Annotated in this window: 11 protein-coding genes; 10 read left to right on the top strand and 1 reads right to left on the bottom strand. The window is 73.8% G+C overall.

The window, feature by feature from the left end; translation table 11 throughout:
* Positions 1-204: 204 nt before the first annotated feature.
* Positions 205-2,199 (bottom strand): AfsR/SARP family transcriptional regulator, encoded by a 1,995-nt coding sequence (locus DAERI_RS23190; protein WP_133162082.1) that lies wholly within the window; start codon positions 2,197-2,199, stop codon positions 205-207.
* A 563-nt stretch (positions 2,200-2,762) separates the two neighbouring features.
* Between DAERI_RS23190 and DAERI_RS19570 the strand changes: the two genes are divergently transcribed.
* The 10 genes from DAERI_RS19570 (at position 2,763) to DAERI_RS19525 (ending at position 17,008) form a co-directional block, all read left to right on the top strand.
* The gene (locus DAERI_RS19570; protein ID WP_103131129.1) at positions 2,763-4,319 is read left to right on the top strand and encodes a hypothetical protein; all 1,557 of its coding nucleotides are present in this window, start codon (positions 2,763-2,765) and stop codon (positions 4,317-4,319) included.
* 420 nt (positions 4,320-4,739) lie between these two features.
* Positions 4,740-5,639, top strand: coding sequence for an AfsR/SARP family transcriptional regulator (locus DAERI_RS19565; protein WP_165794298.1), 900 nt, complete (start codon positions 4,740-4,742; stop codon positions 5,637-5,639).
* A 104-nt stretch (positions 5,640-5,743) separates the two neighbouring features.
* Positions 5,744-5,992: a hypothetical protein gene (locus tag DAERI_RS19560; RefSeq protein WP_103131127.1), complete on the top strand. Its 249-nt coding sequence runs from the start codon at positions 5,744-5,746 to the stop codon at positions 5,990-5,992.
* Between the two features lie 46 nt (positions 5,993-6,038).
* Entirely contained in the window at positions 6,039-6,965 is a 927-nt protein-coding gene (locus tag DAERI_RS19555) for a hypothetical protein (protein WP_103131126.1), read from the top strand.
* A gap of 6 nt (positions 6,966-6,971) precedes the next feature.
* Positions 6,972-7,505, top strand: coding sequence for a hypothetical protein (locus tag DAERI_RS19550; RefSeq protein ID WP_103131125.1), 534 nt, complete (start codon positions 6,972-6,974; stop codon positions 7,503-7,505).
* Complete coding sequence (locus DAERI_RS19545) at positions 7,502-8,086, top strand: hypothetical protein (RefSeq protein WP_133162081.1); 585 nt, start codon at positions 7,502-7,504, stop codon at positions 8,084-8,086. The genes DAERI_RS19550 and DAERI_RS19545 overlap by 4 nt, the downstream gene beginning before the upstream one ends.
* Before the next feature lie 28 nt (positions 8,087-8,114).
* On the top strand, positions 8,115-8,684 hold the full coding sequence (locus DAERI_RS19540; protein ID WP_103131123.1) for a hypothetical protein: 570 nt from the start codon (positions 8,115-8,117) through the stop codon (positions 8,682-8,684).
* Positions 8,685-8,746: 62 nt separating this feature from the next.
* Positions 8,747-12,646, top strand: coding sequence for a S8 family serine peptidase (locus DAERI_RS19535; protein WP_103131122.1), 3,900 nt, complete (start codon positions 8,747-8,749; stop codon positions 12,644-12,646).
* A gap of 36 nt (positions 12,647-12,682) precedes the next feature.
* A complete protein-coding gene (locus DAERI_RS21825; protein ID WP_114149465.1) occupies positions 12,683-14,260 on the top strand; it encodes a DUF2272 domain-containing protein in 1,578 nt (525 codons plus the stop codon).
* Between the two features lie 18 nt (positions 14,261-14,278).
* Complete coding sequence (locus tag DAERI_RS19525; RefSeq protein WP_103131121.1) at positions 14,279-17,008, top strand: peptidoglycan-binding protein; 2,730 nt, start codon at positions 14,279-14,281, stop codon at positions 17,006-17,008.
* Positions 17,009-17,013 lie beyond the last annotated feature (5 nt).

The following is a 17,013-nucleotide window of genomic DNA, read 5'->3' as shown; positions in this document are numbered from 1 at the left end:
CCCCGCGCCGTGGGAGTGGTCCCCCAGCTCGCCCGGCGGCAGGCCCTGGCGAGGACCTCATACGAAATTGCGGTGAGTCGAAGACGAACCCGAGCGGACTGGCACAGCTCCGAAGGAGAGCCAGCAGCAACGAATACCAGCTTGCTCTGATTCCAGAACATACGGACAAGCCACGGAATGTTCTTCCATCGCCGCAAGCCGGTATCAGTGGGTGGAGAGCCAGGGGTCCCGGCGCAGGGCGAGGAGGGGTTCGGGCACCTCGCCCAGTTCGCGTTGGAAGACCTGCGACGCCCGCTCCAGTTCCTGCCGGGCGGCCAGGCTGCCGCGCACGGTGTGCAGCGCCCGCACCAGCAGGCTGGTGATGCCCACGTCGAGCGGCTGCACCTGGAGCAGGCGCTGGGCGAGGCCCACGCAGGCGGCGGCGTTGCCCTGGCGCTGGAGCGTCTCCAGCGTTTCCAGGCCCACCCGCGCCAGCGACCATTCCAGGTCCTCGCGCACGGTCGCCGCCCAGGCGGTCTCGGACCCGGGGAGGAAGCGGCCGGTGTACAGGCCCAGCGCCCGGCGCAGCCCCACCTCGCCGCCCAGGTGGACGGCCCGGCGCACCTCCTGCACGTCCCAGCACAGCCGCACCCCCTGGGGCCGCAGGCGGTACGCCCGGCGTGCCCGGTCGAAGGGGACCCCAAGCTGCGGCAGCGCCTTACCCAGCGCGTTGCGGGTGACGTGCAGGTAGTCGCGCGCCTGGCGGGGCGGGTGGTACTCGAACACGTGCGTCTGCACCTCCTCCAGGGTGGCCTCGCCCCGCTCCAGCAGGAAGGCCAGCAGCTCCACCGTGCGGGCCATCCCCACATTCAGGCGCACCCGCTCGCCCGCCAGCGTCAGCCCGCAGCCCCCCAGGGTGGTCAGGGTCAGGCGGGGAGGCAGCCCGGCCTCCAGCGCCTCCAGGTCCCGGCGCAGCACGTCCAGGTAGGGGGGGAACGGGCCACGCGCCGAGTCCCGCAGGAGGTCGAGCGTGGCGGGCAGGCCCCGCAGCTCGGCGGCCAGCACCGCCCCGCCCTCCAGCGCGTGCCGCACGTCGGCGACCTGTTCGAGGTGGGCCAGGGCGGTGTCGGCCTGCCCCACCCTGAGGTGCGCCTCCGCCAGGTGCAGGTGGGCCAGGCCCAGCTCGCGCGTGAGTTCCAGCGTCCCGAAGCCCTGGCGGGCCGCCTCCAGCACCGGCAGGGCCTGCGGGTCGTGGGCGCGCACGAGCAGGGCGCCCCGGCGCAGGGCCAGGAAGGCCGCCATCCGCTCGCCGGAGGCCAGGTGCCGCGCGCGGGCCAGATGCCGCCGGGCCGCGTCGAGGTCCCCCTGCCCGGTGCTCAGCGCGCACAGGCGCAGCAGGGCGTAAAACTCGGTTTCGGGCTGCCGGGCCTGGCGGGCGGCCCCGGCGCTGGCCCGGTAGTGTTCACCGGCCTCGGGCCACAGGCCGCGGGCGTCGGCCAGCACGCCGCGGTAATAGTCCAGCAGGGGCGCGGCGTCGGGGGTGGCCCCCAGGGCGGCCTCGTCGAGGTCCCGCGCCGCGCCCCCGAAGTCCCCGGTGTGGACGCGGCTCAGGGCTCTGGCCCACAGCAGGGGCACACGCTGCGGTGGGCTGACGCGCCCCAGGGCCAGGCTGGCGTACTCCGCCGCGCTCGCGTCCCGGCCCAGCTCGGCCAGCACCAGGCTGAGGGCGGCGCTGAAGCTGCCCAGGAAGTGCCCGGTGACCGGGTCGCCCGCGGCGGTCTCCCAGGCCCGCTGGAGGAATGAGAGGGCCTCGCGCAGCCGCCCGGCGTGAAACAGCAGCAGGCCGCGCTCGCGCCCGGCGACCGCCCCGCCGAAGGCGGAGAGCCGCGTCCCGTCCAGGCCGGAAAGCACCTCCCCGGCCCGCTCCACCTCGCCCTCGAAGCGGTAGGCGACCGCCACCAGCGCCCCGGCGTCCTCCAGGCCGCGCGCCCGGGCCTGGAGGAGCAGCCGCAGGCCCTCCAGGCGGCGCCCGAGCAGCACCAGGCACTGCCCGCCCCACAGGTCGTCCTCCGGGGACGGCGCCGTGAGGTCCGTGTAATGGCGCAGGCCCTCCCCGAACTGCCCGGCGGCCAGGCAGGCCAGCACGGCGTTCCCCGGGTCCCCCGGCGTCCCGGGGCGGCGCTCCGCTGCATTGCCGCGCGGCCCAAGTGTCCCCTCCACCCCGCACCGCCTTCCTGCGCCCCTCGCCCCGAAAGGGTGCCCAGCCGCGGCACCCTTGGTGCGAGCTGCCCTAAGCGTCCCGCGCCCCCGCGCTCCCGTCACCTAAGCGGCCGCTCTCTACACTGCCCCTACCGTCGAGCTTTCTAGGGCGGTGTTCCCCGGCACGTTGCCAGGAGGCCAGGATGCTCACCTATTGTAACTGGAAGTACCGTCTGACCCTGCTGCTGCTCGCGCTGTCCGGGTGGGCGCTCGCCAACCCCACGACCGGGGCGGGCCACATCGGGGGGTGAGACGGAATTGCGGCGAGTCGCAGACGAAGGGCGACCGGACTCGTAGAGCTGCGCAGCAGAGGGGGAAGCAAAGAAGACCGACTGGCGGCGATGGACCATGAGCGAGTCATCCTCCGCCGTGCCCAGCAAGAAAGGCGAGGGGCCGCCCCTGAGCCTGGGGCCACCCGAACATCCGGGAAATCACCGGATGTTCTGGAATCAGAGCAAGTCGGTCTGAGGGAAGCTCGACACGTCAAGGAACAGGTCGCCCCGCGTCATTCAGGGAGGAAGGCCGTGAGCGGGAACTCTTCTCAAGCCAACCGCTTCTCCGGGGAGCAGTACGGTCAACTGCGTTTCGAGGTGGTACGTCACGATGCCCTCATCGACGTGGCCGTGCCCGAGGTCCCCGAGGGACATCCCCTCTACCCGATCTTCTGCCGCCGTCCCACCGTCCGCATCCTCTTTTACACCGACGACCGCCGGGGCAGGGTGGTGTTTGAGAGTGCCCAGGATTTCGGGGTCAATCACCTGCGCGACCTGATCATCGGGCGCAACCCTTTCTACGTCAATTTCCAGATCGATCTGATCAATCGCCACGACGGGGGGCACGCCGCGAACAAGCTCACCACGGCTCTTCTGGGCCGTTACGACCAGATCTGGTTTTTCGGGGTGGGGCAATGCAACCTGCCCGGTGAGCCCGAGAACGAGCTGACGAACGCCGAGGTCGCGGCGCTCTCCACCTGGATGGGCCAGGGGGGAGTCCTGATGACGGGGGACCACGCGGACCCCAGGCCCACGGGGGCGGCGGCGTCGCTCGACGACCTGCTGAACCTGGGGCGGGCGATCGGACACCGGGTGCCCCGAGCAGGCGAACTGCGCAAGTGGGAGGGCCCGCCGGGCGCCCTCGCGGGCAACAGCCACAACACCCAGGAACCCGACGGCGTGAACAGCCTCGATAACCTCACCCTGCAAGACGATGCCATTCCGCAGCGGCTGATCCTGAAACAGTATCCCCTGCGCGGGTATTTCCCCCGCTGGGTGATCCGCTCGCGCCCACACCCGCTGTTCTGCGGGCGCAGCGGACCTATCCGGGTTTTCCCGGACCATATGCACGAGGGCCAACTGCTCATTCCGTCCAGTTTTCCCCCGCAAACCTGGCCCAGCGGCCCCGCCAAGCAGCCCGTTCCCGAAATCGTCGCCTGGGGAACCGACAAGCGCACCGGCGCCGTCTACGGGGTGACGGCCGCTTACGACGGCAGTGTGGCGGGCGTGGGCAGGATCGTGGCGGACTCGACGTGGCACCACTACTTCAACGTCAACCTGCGGGGATTTCCGCTGGGGACGACGCTGGACAACATCAGCGACTATTACGTCAACCTGGCGGTGTGGCTGTCGCCCACGGCAAAGCGGGACGCCATGCGGTGCCACCTGTGGTGGTGGCTGGCCCTCCACCCCGCCGTGTTCATGGTTTCCAGCAATCCGGTGTTCGTGCTGGGTGAGACGGCCTACGACGTCCTGGGCAGGGTGGCCAACCGATGCACCATCACTGAATTCATCTTTCCACCCCTGTTCATTGAACGGCTGCTCCCCGAACGTTTTCCGTGGCCCCCTGAGGAGCTGGTGCTGGGCGGCATCATCGCGCAGTACCACGAGGCCATTCGCCTGGCAGAGGCCGGGGAGAGGCCCCCGGAGGTGCAGACGTTGTACGCCAGGGGCGTGCAGCTCGGGTTGCAGACCTATATCGAGGAACTCAGCGGCACCCTGAAGGGCAGTCAGGCCCTGGCAGAAGAGCTCGGGCAAGTCCTTGCTGACCGTCAACAGGCGGGGGATGGAGGAGAATCCCGGGAGTGACCGACCCCTGGGGCCAGAGTTTTTCCCCGGAGGTCCCCGTCCCGGACCCTGCAGGGCGCCCCACCTGCGGGAGAGGCTCATGGTCGTGCGGGCTACTGCTCCCTGATAGTGGCCCGGGGGGACGACGCCCTTCTCCCCGGTGTGGAGGCCCTGACCTCCCGGGTGGCAGCGCTGGCCGTCGCCCCCTCCCCCTGACGTGCGGGGCGAACTCGCCTCTCCCGCGCGGGCGACGGCCCGGCGAATATGAGCGGCACCCGCATGGTGCAAGCCCATATGGAGCGGGCGTGATGGGGCCGTCACCCCGGCGACGCCGGGGGCTGCCTCCAGCTTCACGGTGAGGCGCCGGTGCGTGACCTGCCGGGAACCACGAGCCCGGGCGCACTTCGTGGGGTGACGGACCGGAGAGAAAGGAGGACGGGTGTGCTGGAAGTCCTGCTCTTCGGCGTCTTCCGGGCGCGGGACGACTCGGGCCGGGCGCTCGCGCTGGAAAGCCAGCGGGCGCGCGAGCTGCTGAGTTTCCTGCTGCTGCACCCGGGCCAGCCGCACTCGCGCGAGGTGCTCGCCAGCGCGCTGTGGGGGGGCGAGGCGGGCACAGGCTCGACCGCCCAGTCCCTCAAGGGGCTGCGCCAGGCGCTGTGGCACCTGCACTCGGCCCTGCCGCCGGGCCTGCACGCCGAGCTGCTGCACCTGGGGGGGGACCGCGTCGAGCTGCGGCTCCACCCTGACCTGAGCTGCGACGCCCTGACCTTCGAGGGGACCGTCCGCACGCTGCGGGGCCGGGCCGGGGCGGAGCTGACCCCCGCCGAGGCGCGGGCGCTGCGGGAGGCCGCCGCCCTCTACCGGGCCGACCTGCTGGAGGGCTGGATGGCCGACTGGTGCCTGGCCGAGCGCGAGCGGCTGCACAGCCTGCACCTGGCGGCGCTGGAGAAGCTGACCGACCACGCTGAAGCCTGCCGGGACTGGGAGGTGGGCCTGGCCTATGCGGGGCGCCTCCTGGCCTTCGACCGGGCCAGCGAGGACACCCACCGGCAGGCCATGCGGCTGCACTTCCGGTCGGGGCACCGCACGGCGGCCCTGCGCCAGTTCGCCCAGTGCGAGCGCGCCCTGCGGGAAGAGCTGGGGGTGCGGCCCTCGCGCGCCACCCTGGCCCTGTACGAGTGCATCCGCGACGACCGCCCCCTGGAGACGGCGTGGGAAGTGCCCGCACCGGCCGCCGCCCCACCGGAACCCGCCCTGGAGCTGCTCCAGGAGTTGCGGGCCGCCGTGCGCGAGCTGCGGGCGCTGCTGGCCGAGGGGCGCCGGGTGCGCGGGGAGCCATAACCCCCGGCGAGGCGGGCGCGAGACCGGGCCGAGACGCCCGCGAGACGGCCTGGCCCGACGATAGGGGCGGGCCGCGTCCGTCTCTTCGCCGCCGCGAGGTGCACATGTTCGACAGCGCGCAGTCGTTCGTCATCAAAGTCTGGCTGGAGCGGGGGGACCCGGGCGCCCGGTCCCGCGGCCGCGCGCCGTGGCGGGGGCAGATCACCCACCTGCCCAGCCGCGAGAGCCGGGCGGTGCGGCGCCTGGACGAGATCAGCGGGATGATCGCCGCGTGCCTGGAGCGTTCCGGGGCCGACCCCGGCTGGAGCTGGCGCTGGCGCCGCCGCTGGCAGGGTTGGACTGGGCGGGTGTGAGGGCATGCCGCCCACCACGGCACACGGGACTTCTTGGGGAGGGGTCATGACCTACGCGCAAGTCGGCAACGGGCCGGGCACGCTCTACCCGCACCTGCGGGAGATGCTGAGTCCCCAGTACGCGCACCTCTCGGACGCGGAGCTGGAGTCGGCCTTCGAATCGGCCTTCGGCGAGGGCGTCACGCCCGCCGAGTACGAGGAATTCTTCGGCGGGTTGGGGCGGGCGCTGAGCAGCGTGGGCCGGGACATCGGCCGCTTTGCCCAGCAGGCCGCCCCCGTGGCGGGAAGCGTCCTCTCCGGCGCGGCACAAGGAGCGCTGACCGGCTCCGCGCTGGGACCCTGGGGGGCGCTGGGCGGGGCCATCGCGGGCGGCGTCGGCTCGGGGCTGGCGCAGCACGGTCCCCGGGGGGCGCGCGGGGTGGGCCAGGCGATCAGCGGCGTGATGGGTGCGGCCGGAACGCTCACCGGGCGCGGCGCCGCGGCGGGCGGGGCGATGAACGCCCTGAGCGGCCTGCTGGGCGGGGGCCGGGGCGGGGCGGCGGGCCAGCTCATGGGCCTGCTGGGGCGCCCGGAGACGCTGCGGGCGATCCAGTCGTTGGCGGGCGGGCAGAACCGCGCCATCCCGGTGGGGGCGGGCGGCACCCCGGTTCCGGCGAGCGCCTTCGCGGGCTTGCTGGGCGCCCTGGGCCGCGAGGCCGAGGCCGAGACGGGCTCCTTCTCCGGCGAGGCGGTGGACAGCCCCCCCGCCTACCTGATGAACAGCGCCGGGCAGTTCGTGGTGGACCCGGGCGACCCCGACCAGCGCGCCGCGCGGCTCCTCCAGATGCTCCAGGCCGCCCCGCCGATGCTGCGCCGCCCCCTGCCCGAAGCGCTGGACGAGGGCGAGGCGTTCGAGGACGAGGAAGCCTACTACGACACCGAGGACTACGAGGTGTGGGAGGCCGACGAGGCGTCCCCGGTGTGGGGAGGCTGAGCGGCCGTGAACGACGCGCTGCTCGACGCCCTTCGCCAGCAGGCCGGGAGGGACGCGGCCGGAGCGGACCCGGTGCTGGGACTGCTCTCGCAGATGCTCGCGCAGCGCGAGCAGTCCCTCACGCGCGACCTGGAGGCGCGGGGGCAGGAGGAAGGCCACCTGGAGGCCGAGGCCCGCGCCGCCCAGGAGGCCCGCCGCCTGGAGGACCTGCGCGGGCTGGAGGAGGAGCAGCGGCAGGCCGCGCGCCTCGCCCGGCTGGAGCGGCTGCGGTTCCGGCTGGAGACGCTGGAGGGTGGCCTCGCCACCGCCCAGGCGCGGCTGGACGACCTCGCGCTCGCGCTGGGGGCCTGCCCGAACTGCTGGGGCGAGGACCCGGAGTGCCGCCTGTGCCGGGGCCGCGGCCAGCCCGGCTTCCTGCGGCCCGAAGCGGCGGCCTTCCGGCGGCTGGTGGTGCCCGCGCTGAAGGCCGCGTCCCGTCACCCTGAACCCAGGGCGTTCGCGGGCGAGGAGAGGCCCGCACCCGAAAGGACCACGCTATGACGATGTACGCCGAAGACCTCGACTCCTTCCTCGACAACCTCGAATTCGACGAGTCCGACGAGCGTTCCCGGCGGGGCGGGCGCCGGAACCAGCAGCCGCTGCGGACCCCCTCGCCGCAGAGCAGCTTCCAGCCCAGGCCCTCGCAGAACTACGTCACCCAGGCGCAGCTCCAGGCGGCGGTAAAGACGCTCGACGGCAAGATCACCACGCTGGCGAGCAATGTCAAGACGCTGGAGACGCGCACGAACTCGGTCGCCGCCGAGCAGGACCGTTTGAGCGCCGCCCTGCGCAAGGAGGTCGAGGAGCGCAAGAAGACCACCGACGCGACCCGCCGCGACCTGCAACAGACCAAGACGCTGTCGGTGCTGCTGCCGCTCATGACCCAGAAGGCCGAGGACTTCCAGAAGCGGGACGGCACCCCGATCAAGGTGCTGACGCAGCCCAGCGACTCCCTGCGGACCATGCTGCCGTTCCTGCTGTTGATGGGCGGCCCGACCGGCGAGGCGTCCAGCGGAAGCGGGCCGCTCGGGGACAACACAATGCTGCTGATGATGGCCGTCTTGCTGTCCGACCGCAAGTGAAGAGCCGCAGCCCGAACGGAGGGGACGTATGCCCGAGCCGCAAAGAGAGACCTTCGAGGACGTGGTGGGAGGCGGCGCCGCCACGACTGGCGCCCAGAAGGTCCTGCCCGCCGCTGTGGGCCAGCCGATCTACCTGAGTAAATTCGTGGGCAAGACGCGGGCCGACGTTGAAAAGGAACTGCAAGACCCGAAGGTCAAGAGACTGCTCCAGGCCCAGGACGTGCGCGTGACCTTCAAGGCGGTGCAGGGCAGCGTGGGCCCGAACACGGTGGACAAGGTGGTGGACCAGGACCCGCCCCCCGACGACGACGGTGATTTCACCGAGGTGTACCCCGGCACCACCATCACCCTGTCCTACCTGGAGGGTGAGCCGGACGAGGCACTGGCACAGCAGGTTCTCAAGAAGCTCGACGACTTCGACGCGGCAGCCAAAGACCGCTTCGAGCAACTCATGCAGGCGATTCAGGCTATCGGTGGGGGGACACCGCCCTCCAGCGGAGGAACGCAGAGTTCCGGCACCTCATCATCGGGGGCAAAGGGGCAGCAGTCCTCCACGGCCTCCACCGCATCGCAGGCGCAGCAGACGCCGAAGCCATAGCTGGGCGCCGAGCCTGGGGCGGCCTGTGAAGCTGGCCGCCCCGCTTCCTCCCGAGGCCACGCATGGACCCCGAGCTGTACGAACTCTTGCAGGAGGGCGACCCCGCCGACGAGGTGGCGGTGGTCATGCGCCTGCTGGACCCGGCGCAGGCCCCCGCCGGGACCCGCATCGTGGCCCGCTTCGGGGAGGTCGTCACGGCAAGGGTGCAGCGCGCTGCCATCCCCGAGATTTGGCGCAGTCCGGTGGTGGAGAGCCTGAAAGCCCCGCGGGGCCTCAGCGCGGACCTGGAGCCGCCGGTCCTCCAGAACCTGCCGGAAGACCTGGCGGTGACCCCGCGCGACGACCGCCGACCGGAGGGGCTGGGCGTCACCGGGCGCGGGGTGGTGATCGGTGTGGTGGACTGGGGCTGCGACTTCGCGCACCCGGACTTCCGGCACCCGGACGGGACCACCCGCCTGCTCGCCCTGTGGGACCAGCGCCCGCGCGGTGCAGCCGACGCCGTGCCCTACGGCTACGGGCGAATCTTCGGGCCGGAGCAGATCAACGCCGCGCTGCGGGCTCCAGACCCCTACGCGGCGCTGGGCTACCACCCCGCCGACGCGGACCCCGGCCTGGGGGCGCACGGCACGCACACCCTGGGGATCGCGGGCGGCAACGGGCGGGGCGGTGGTCCCGTCGGCGTGGCCCCGGAGGCGGACCTCGTGTTCGTCCACATGGGGGCGCGCGAGGGGCCGGACGCGGTGCCGCTGGGCAACTCGGTCGAGCTGCTGGAGGGGCTGGACCTGATCTCGCGGGTGGCGGCGGGGCGGCCCTGCGCGGTGAACCTCAGCCTGGGGCGCCACGCGGGCGAGAAGACGGGGCGCAGCCTGGTCGAGCAGGCGCTCGACGCCTGGGTGTCGCTGGCCCCCGGGCGCGCCATCGGGCAGAGCTGCGGCAACTACTTCGGGCGCCGCACCCACGCCCAGTGGCTCCTGCGCCCGGGCGAGACGCACACCTTCGAGGTGCGGGTGAGCCCCGGAGACCGCAGCCCCAACGAACTCGACCTGTGGTATCCGGGCCGCGACCGCCTGGGGGTGGAGGTGCGCTCGGCGGACGGGCGCCTGCTCGCGCGGGCCGCGCGGGGCGAGCGCGCCTCGGCGCGGCTGGAGGGGCGCGAGGTGCTGCGCGTCTACCACCGCGCCTTCGACCCCAACAACGGCGACCATCAGGTCAGCGTGCGCTTCGAGGTCGTGCCGGGGGTGAGCACCTGGCAGGTCATCCTGACGGGCGAGGACGTGCAGGACGGCCGCATTCACGCCTGGATCGAGCGTGACAGCGCCTGCGGGAGCTGCCAGTCACGCTTTCCCCGCGAGGAGGCGCGCTCCCGCTCCACCCTGGGCACGATCTGCACCGGCTACCGCACCCTGGCGGTGGGGGCGTACGACCCGCACCGCGAGGAGCGCCCGCTGGGCCACTTCTCCAGCTCCGGCCCCACCCGCGACGGGCGGCCCAAGCCCGACCTGATCGCCCCCGGCGTGATGATCCTGGCCCCGCGCTCGCACGGTCGGGACGGGGGGGAGGACCGGCTCTACACCCGCATGTCCGGCACCAGCATGGCCGCCCCCTGCGTCACCGGCACGTTGGCGCTGATGTTCGAGGCCGCCGGGGCGCCGCTCGACATCGTCCAGACCCGGCGGTTGCTGCTCGCCAGTTGCGAGCCCGCCCCCCCCGACCTCGACCCCGCCCGCGTCGGCAGCGGCTACCTGGACATCGCCCGGGCGGTGCGGGCCGCGCGGCTCGGCCAGGCTCCCCCCGCCGCAGAGGAGGCCCGCCCCATGACCGACCCGATCCCCCTGCCCGACAGTAACTTCCCGGCCGAACTCACCGCGCCGGAGGCGAGCCCGGAAGGCACGGACGAGGCGCCCGGGGGAGAGGAGGTTTTTCCCTCGGACGTGGACCCCGACCTCACGGCGCTGGAGTTCGGCCCTACAGTCGAGGACGAGACGTTTTCCTCGGACGTGGACCCGGACCTGACCGCCCTGGAATTCACCGCCCAGGTGGAGGGCGAGTCGGCCGACCTCTCCCCGGAGGCCGAGTCCTCTCCCCTGCCGGGGACCGAAGCCACCGTGGCCGATTCCCTTCCGGCGGGTCTGCGTTTCCTTGAACGGTTCGAGGCCGGGCTGGACCGCGAACACCCGCCCTCGGCGGCGCGAGTGCTGCGGGAGGTGGCCGGGACGGGTCCCCTGCGGCCCCACGAGGTCTGGCAGGCTTACGCCGGAAGCGGCTTCCCGGCGGTGCGCGCGGCGCTGGAACCGTCGCTTACCCTGGTCGGGGCGCCGGGCGGGACGCTGCCCGGCCTGGAACCGGGGGACCTGCTCGTGCAGCGGGCGGGCGGCAGCCCCTTCACGGCGGTGTCGGTGGTGCGCGCCCCGGGGCAGGCCGCCGCGCCGGTCTGGCGGGTGGCAGCCGGAGAGGTGCGGCGCACCTACGGGCGGGCGCTCGACGACGCGGGGCGGGTGGCGGCGAACACGGTGGTGCTGCGGCCCCGGTCCGCGGAAGGGCGGGCCGTTCCCGACTCCGCCGAGGCTGCCGGACCCTGCCCGGACGTGACCGTGGCGCCCGCCGACCGCCCCCGCCTGCTGATCCGCGGCTCGGTCCACCCCGCCGTGCGCGAGGTGCAGCGCAAGCTCAACGCCTTTCACTTCGCCCAGCTCCTGCGGGGGCAGCCGGGTCTGCCAGGAATCCCCCTCACCGACGACTGCATCTTCGGGCGGCTGACCCAGGCGGCGGTGCTCGAATTCCAGCGGCAGGTCTTCCCCGGGCTGGGCGCCGAGCACGACGGCAAGGTCGGCCCCCACACCTGGGCGCAGCTCGACGCGGTGGTCCTCGACCCTGCCACGGGCACGGCGGCGGTCACCGTGGAGACGCTCGCCATCCTGGACGACGCCTTCGCCCGCGATCTGGGCTGGGACGACGTGATCGGGCTGGACGTGGCGCGGCTGAACGTCCGGCTGCGGGCGAGCGGTCTCCCCGACGCCGTGATGCCGGGTGAGATCGCCGTGTTCGTGGCGAGTCGGCCCCCGAATGGGGACAGCGGCACAGCCACCCTCGCGGGCAAGACGCTGAATGTGGCGCGTTCCGGACCGGCTCCCAGCGGCGGGCTGGAGTACCGCCTCTCGGTCACCCCTGCCGACCTGGGGGACTTCCTGGCCGTGGAGACGCGGCGGGGGGAGGTCGCCACCGTCGTCCGCATCGGCGGCACGAGCGACGCGGAATTCAGGACGGCGCTGGGCTGGGCGCCGCGCGGCCGGGGAACCCAACCCGCCACCGCCTCGGCGGGGACCGGCGACGCCGCCAGCGAGCGGCCCGACGCCCGCAAGCTCTTCCTGGCGGGCGGGGCGGAGGTGCTGGAGGCGCGGGTGTTCCCGCAACCCGGCCTGCGCGACACGGCGGGGAGGAAGGTGGCCCTGATCCGCAGCCCCGCCGACGTCTTCTACTACTCGGGCCACGGGCTGGGGGCGAGCAACTGCCTCGCGGTCGAGACCGCGCCCCACACCTACGCCTGCTGGCTGAGGCCCGCCGACCTCCTGCCGCACTGGACCAGCCCGATGGACCTCGACGTGCTCATCCTCGCGGGGTGCTCGGTGCTGCATGTGGAGCTGTCGGGGTCGAGTGCGAGCGGCCCCGGGGCCGAGTGGGCGAAACTCCTGCGGACGAAGGGCGGTCCCCTCACGGCGCTGCTGGGCTACGAGGCGTCGGCCCCCCTCGACCGCCCCAACGGTGACGCCATCGCCCGGGATATGGGGGCGCGGCTGGCGGCGGGCTCGCGCCGCTTCGCCCGCGACTGGATGGAGGTCAACGCCGCCCACAAGGCCTGGAACGCCGTCGCCATCGACACGAGCGGGTACTGGGACTTCGACTGCTTCCGCAGCCTGCACACCTGCGACCTCGGCGACCTGCGCGGCCCGCGCCCGCTGCCCTGACCCCGGCTGTTCCCCACACGGAAAGGAGCCTGCCCCATGACGCTGACGCCCCCCCTCTCCCGCCCCTGGGAGGCCGAGCCCGAGTGGACGGCGACGGGCGACCTTCCCGACGAGTTCTTCCCCGGGGTGAGCGGGGTGGCGTCGGGGATCGGCGCCCAGCCGCTGCACCTCCTCCAGGTCATGATGGCCGAGAGCGGCATCCGCCCGGACGCCCACAACCCGCACGGGCATGCCAGCGGCCTGATCCAGTTCATGCCCGCCACGCTGGCGCGCCTGGGCTGGACGGCGGGTCACGAGGCCTTCCGGCGCCTGAGCGCCCCCGAGCAATTGCCCTTCGTCCTGCGCTTCTACGGGCCGTACCGCCCCGCCGGGCTGACCTCCACCGCGCGGCTGTACCAGGCGACCTTCCTGCCCGCGACCTTACCCCTGGGCTCGGACCCGAACACCGTGCTCTGCGGGCGGGACGGCCCGTATCCCAGCGCGTACGCCGGGAACAGCGGCCTGGACCGCCGGGGCGACGGCACCATCCGCGTCTCCGACCTCACGGCGGCGGTGGACCGGCGCTGCCGCGGCCCCCGCTGGGAGGAGGCCCGGGCGCGGCTGGAGGGGGCGTCCCCGTTGCCGGTTCCTCCGGTTCCGATCCCGCCGGGTCCCACGCCAGGCACGCGCCCCACCCTGCGCGCCGGCTCCCGGGGCGAGGCGGTGCGGGAGGCGCAGCGCAAACTTAACGCCATCCACGCCCGGGAGGTGGCCGCCGGACGGCCCGGCCTGCCCGGAGCCCCCCTGGCCGAGGACGGCACCTTCGGCCCCAGGACCCGCGCCGCCACCGTCGTCTTCCAGCGGCTCGCCTTCCCGAATCAGCCCAACGAGCACGACGGGGTGATCGGGCCGCGCACCTGGGCCAAGCTCGACGAGTGGGCGGGTGGGGGCGGGCCGACGCCCGGGCCCACGCCGCCGACCCCCACCCCGCCCGTCCCCACTCCCCCCACGCCCGGCACCCCCTGGGCACAGCTCAAGGCCGACGCCGTGCGAATCGCGCTGGAGGAGTACGCCCGCTGGCGTCCGGGCGGCGCGGCCCGCTCCGAGACCGACGCGGAGATGCGCCCCACCCTGCGCGGGTACTGGATGGAGGGCGTGGGGCTGGGGGGAAACGCCGCCGACAGCGCCATCGACTCGCGCCTCGCCTGGAGCGCCGCCTTCATCTCCTGGGTGATGCGGCGGGCGGGGGCGGGCACGCTCTTCCGCTACGCCTCCGGCCACACGACCTACTGCGCGGCGGCCAAACGCAACCGCGCGGCGGGCGACCTGCAAAACCCCTTCTGGCTCTACCGCATCAGCGAGCGAGCGCCGGAACCCGGCGACCTCGTCTGCACGGGGCGCCAGGACAGCGGCGTGACGTACGACAACGTGGACGACGGCAATTTCCGCGCCTCCCACTGCGACGTCGTGGTGGAGGTGAGCCCCGGGCGGCTGGGCGTAATCGGCGGCAACGTGAGCAACACGGTGGGGCGCAAGGTGCTGCGGACGGGACCCGACGGCCGGGTCCTGACCGACGGCGGGCAGCGCCAGTACTACGGGGTGCTGCGTGTCCGCGCCGATCCATCCCAGGAGTGAAACGAGGAGGACCGACCCATGACCGCGCCCTTCGACTCCCCCACCCTTCCCCAGCTCCCCACCCCCTCCGCCCCGGGCCGCGAGGAGGTGCGGGACGTGCCGGGGCTGGAGGGCCACCGGGGGCCGGGACCGGCGCTGATCCTGCGCTGGAACACCCTGAATGTCACCGACCGGGTGGACGTGGTGCTGCACTTCCACGGCTTCTCGGGGCGCGGCGCGGCGATGGATCTGGTGCGCGACAAGGAGCCCGCGAGCGGCCTGGACTGGGGCGACCCGCGCGGCCTGGACCCGACTCCCGGACGCACCCGGCCCACGCTGGGCATCCTCCCGCGCGGCCACTTCTACGGCGGGCGGACGGGCACCGGGTACGACTTCCCCGCCCTGGTGCGGCCCGGCGCGGCGCGCGAATTGATCCGCTGGAGCCTGGACCGCTTCGCAGCGCGGGTGGGCGTTCCGGCCCTGACCCCCGGGCGGCTGATCCTCACGGCGCACTCGGGGGGTGGGGCGGCGCTGTGGCGGGTGCTGGCCGACCTCGACCCGCACGAGGTCCACGCCTTCGACGCGCTCTACCAGAGCCCCGACCCCCTGCTCCGCTGGGCGGGGCGGCGCATCGAGCGGGACGCGGCGGCACCGGCGGATGGTCTCGACGCCTATATGCGGGAACAGGGCGGGGCGCTGCGGGTACTCTACACCGCGGGCGGCGGGACCGCCGGGAACAGCCTGGAGGCCCGCCGGGGACTCGACCGGCTGCTGGCCGGGCATCCCCAGCTTCGCCGCTGGTACGCCGCCGAACTCACCGCCGTCTCCCACGGCGAGGTGCCGCGCCGCTTCGGCTGGCGGCTGCTCGCGGACGCGGGGGCGGCGCTGCCCGGCCTGTCCTCGCCCGGCACGCCGTCCACCCCTTCAGGCCCGGGCGGGCGGCCCACCCTGCGCGTCGGCTCCCGGGGCGAGGCGGTGCGCGAGGCCCAGCGCAGGCTCAACGCCGTCCATGCCCGCGAGGTGGCTGCCGGACGACCGGGTTTGCCCGGAGCCCCCCTGGCCGAGGACGGGTCCTTCGGGCGGGCGACCCAGGCCGCCGTGACCGCCTTCCAGCGCCTCGCCTTTCCGGGTGAATCCGGGCGGCACGACGGGGTGATCGGCCCCGCGACCTGGGCGCGGCTGGAGGCGGGGGGAAGCGGCCAGACCGCCCCCGGGGAGGACTTCCCCGACGCCGAGACTTTCGAGTTCCCCGACGAGGAGGAGGCGGAAGGCGCCCCCCCTCCCCTGCCGGTGCGCGCCGCGCCGCGCGCCGTGCCGCCGGACGACCCGGTGCCGTTCGCGCCGCCGCCCTCCCCCGGCGCCTTCTGGCCGCTGCGGACCGATGACCCGCGGGGACGGCTCGTGTCCTACGTCACGGCGGACGGCCGGACGGTGGGCGGGGCCGGGCGGGTCTTCATGGCCCAGCGCCAGGGGACCCGCGACGGCCAGACGCGGCCCCGCTGGCACGTGGGGCTGGACCTCTTCGCGCGGTCGGGTGACACGGTGGTCGCCTGCGAGGGGGGGCGGATCGTGGAGTTCGCCTTTTTCTACCGGGCGCGCTCCGGGCAGCGCACCTATCGCCTGCTGGTGGCGCACCCCGGGGTGGTCGTCAACTACGGCGAGGTGACCGCCGACTCGCTGACCCGGCACGGCCTGTCGGTGGGCGACGCGGTGCGGGCCGGGCAGCCCATCGGCGTGGTGAGCGACACGAACATGCTGCACTTCGAGACCTACACGCCGGGCACGGCGCGCAGCTTCCAGTGGTGGCCGGACCTGCCGCGCCCCGCGAACATCCTTAACCCGACCCGCTACCTGCTGTTCCTGCAAGAACATGGGCTGGGGAGTGCCACGCCGGCCAGCCCAGCGCCGGGCGAATCCCCGGGAGGCCAGGCCCCGGGGGAACCCACCCCCTCCCCGGGCGGCCCCGCCCCCCTGACCGGGCCGCGCGTTCCCCCGGGCTTCCGGGCGGTGGCGCGGCGGGGCCAGGTGCGGGGGCTGGCCCGCTACGGCGGCGGGCGGGTGGACGAGGTGCTGCGCGGGCTGGCCGCGGCGGGCCGTCTCTCCCTGCGCGAGGAGGACATCGACACCTTCCAGCGCGTCGCCAACGTCGAGACCGGGGGGCTGATCCAGGGCCTGAACTCCTGGGACAGCGCCGTGGTCAGCATCGGCTTCATGCAGTGGACCCTTCAGCACGGCAAGGTGCAGGAGTGGATTCGCCGGGCGGAGGCGGCCTTTGCCCGCCACGGCATCGAGCTGGACCCGGGCCGCACCTACACCTGGACCCGGGAGGGCCGGGTCGTCTCCGAGCAGGGCGCCATCCGGGGCGCCGCGACCCGCGACGAGCTGCGCTGGGACGGCTGGGCGGCGCGCTTCTTCGCGGCGGGCCTGGACGAGGAGGCCATCGTGGCGGAGGCGGCCCTGGCGGCCGAGCACCTGCGGCGGCACCTCACGGGGCTGCGGGCGCACCTGCGGGACCCGGCGCTCTACGGCGTGTTCACCGGCCACTACCGGGCCTCGCCGCATGTGCGGGGCATGTTCCAGGCGGCCTACAACAACCTCCCGGCAGCGGCCAAACGGGGGACAGCGTCGGCCCTCCAGGCGGCGGGTGACGCGCAGACCAGCCGCTTCGAGGAGTTGCTGGCCGAGGCATTACAGAACGCCTACCGCGAGCGCGGGGACAACGGCTCCCGGATCGTGTCGGAGACGCGGACAGGGGCGCGCGGACCGTAAACGTT

The sequence above is a fragment of the Deinococcus aerius genome (assembly GCF_002897375.1).
Taxonomy (GTDB): domain Bacteria; phylum Deinococcota; class Deinococci; order Deinococcales; family Deinococcaceae; genus Deinococcus; species Deinococcus aerius.
The sequence above is the reverse complement of the archived record's forward strand: the minus strand, read 5'-3'. Positions and strand labels throughout refer to the sequence as shown.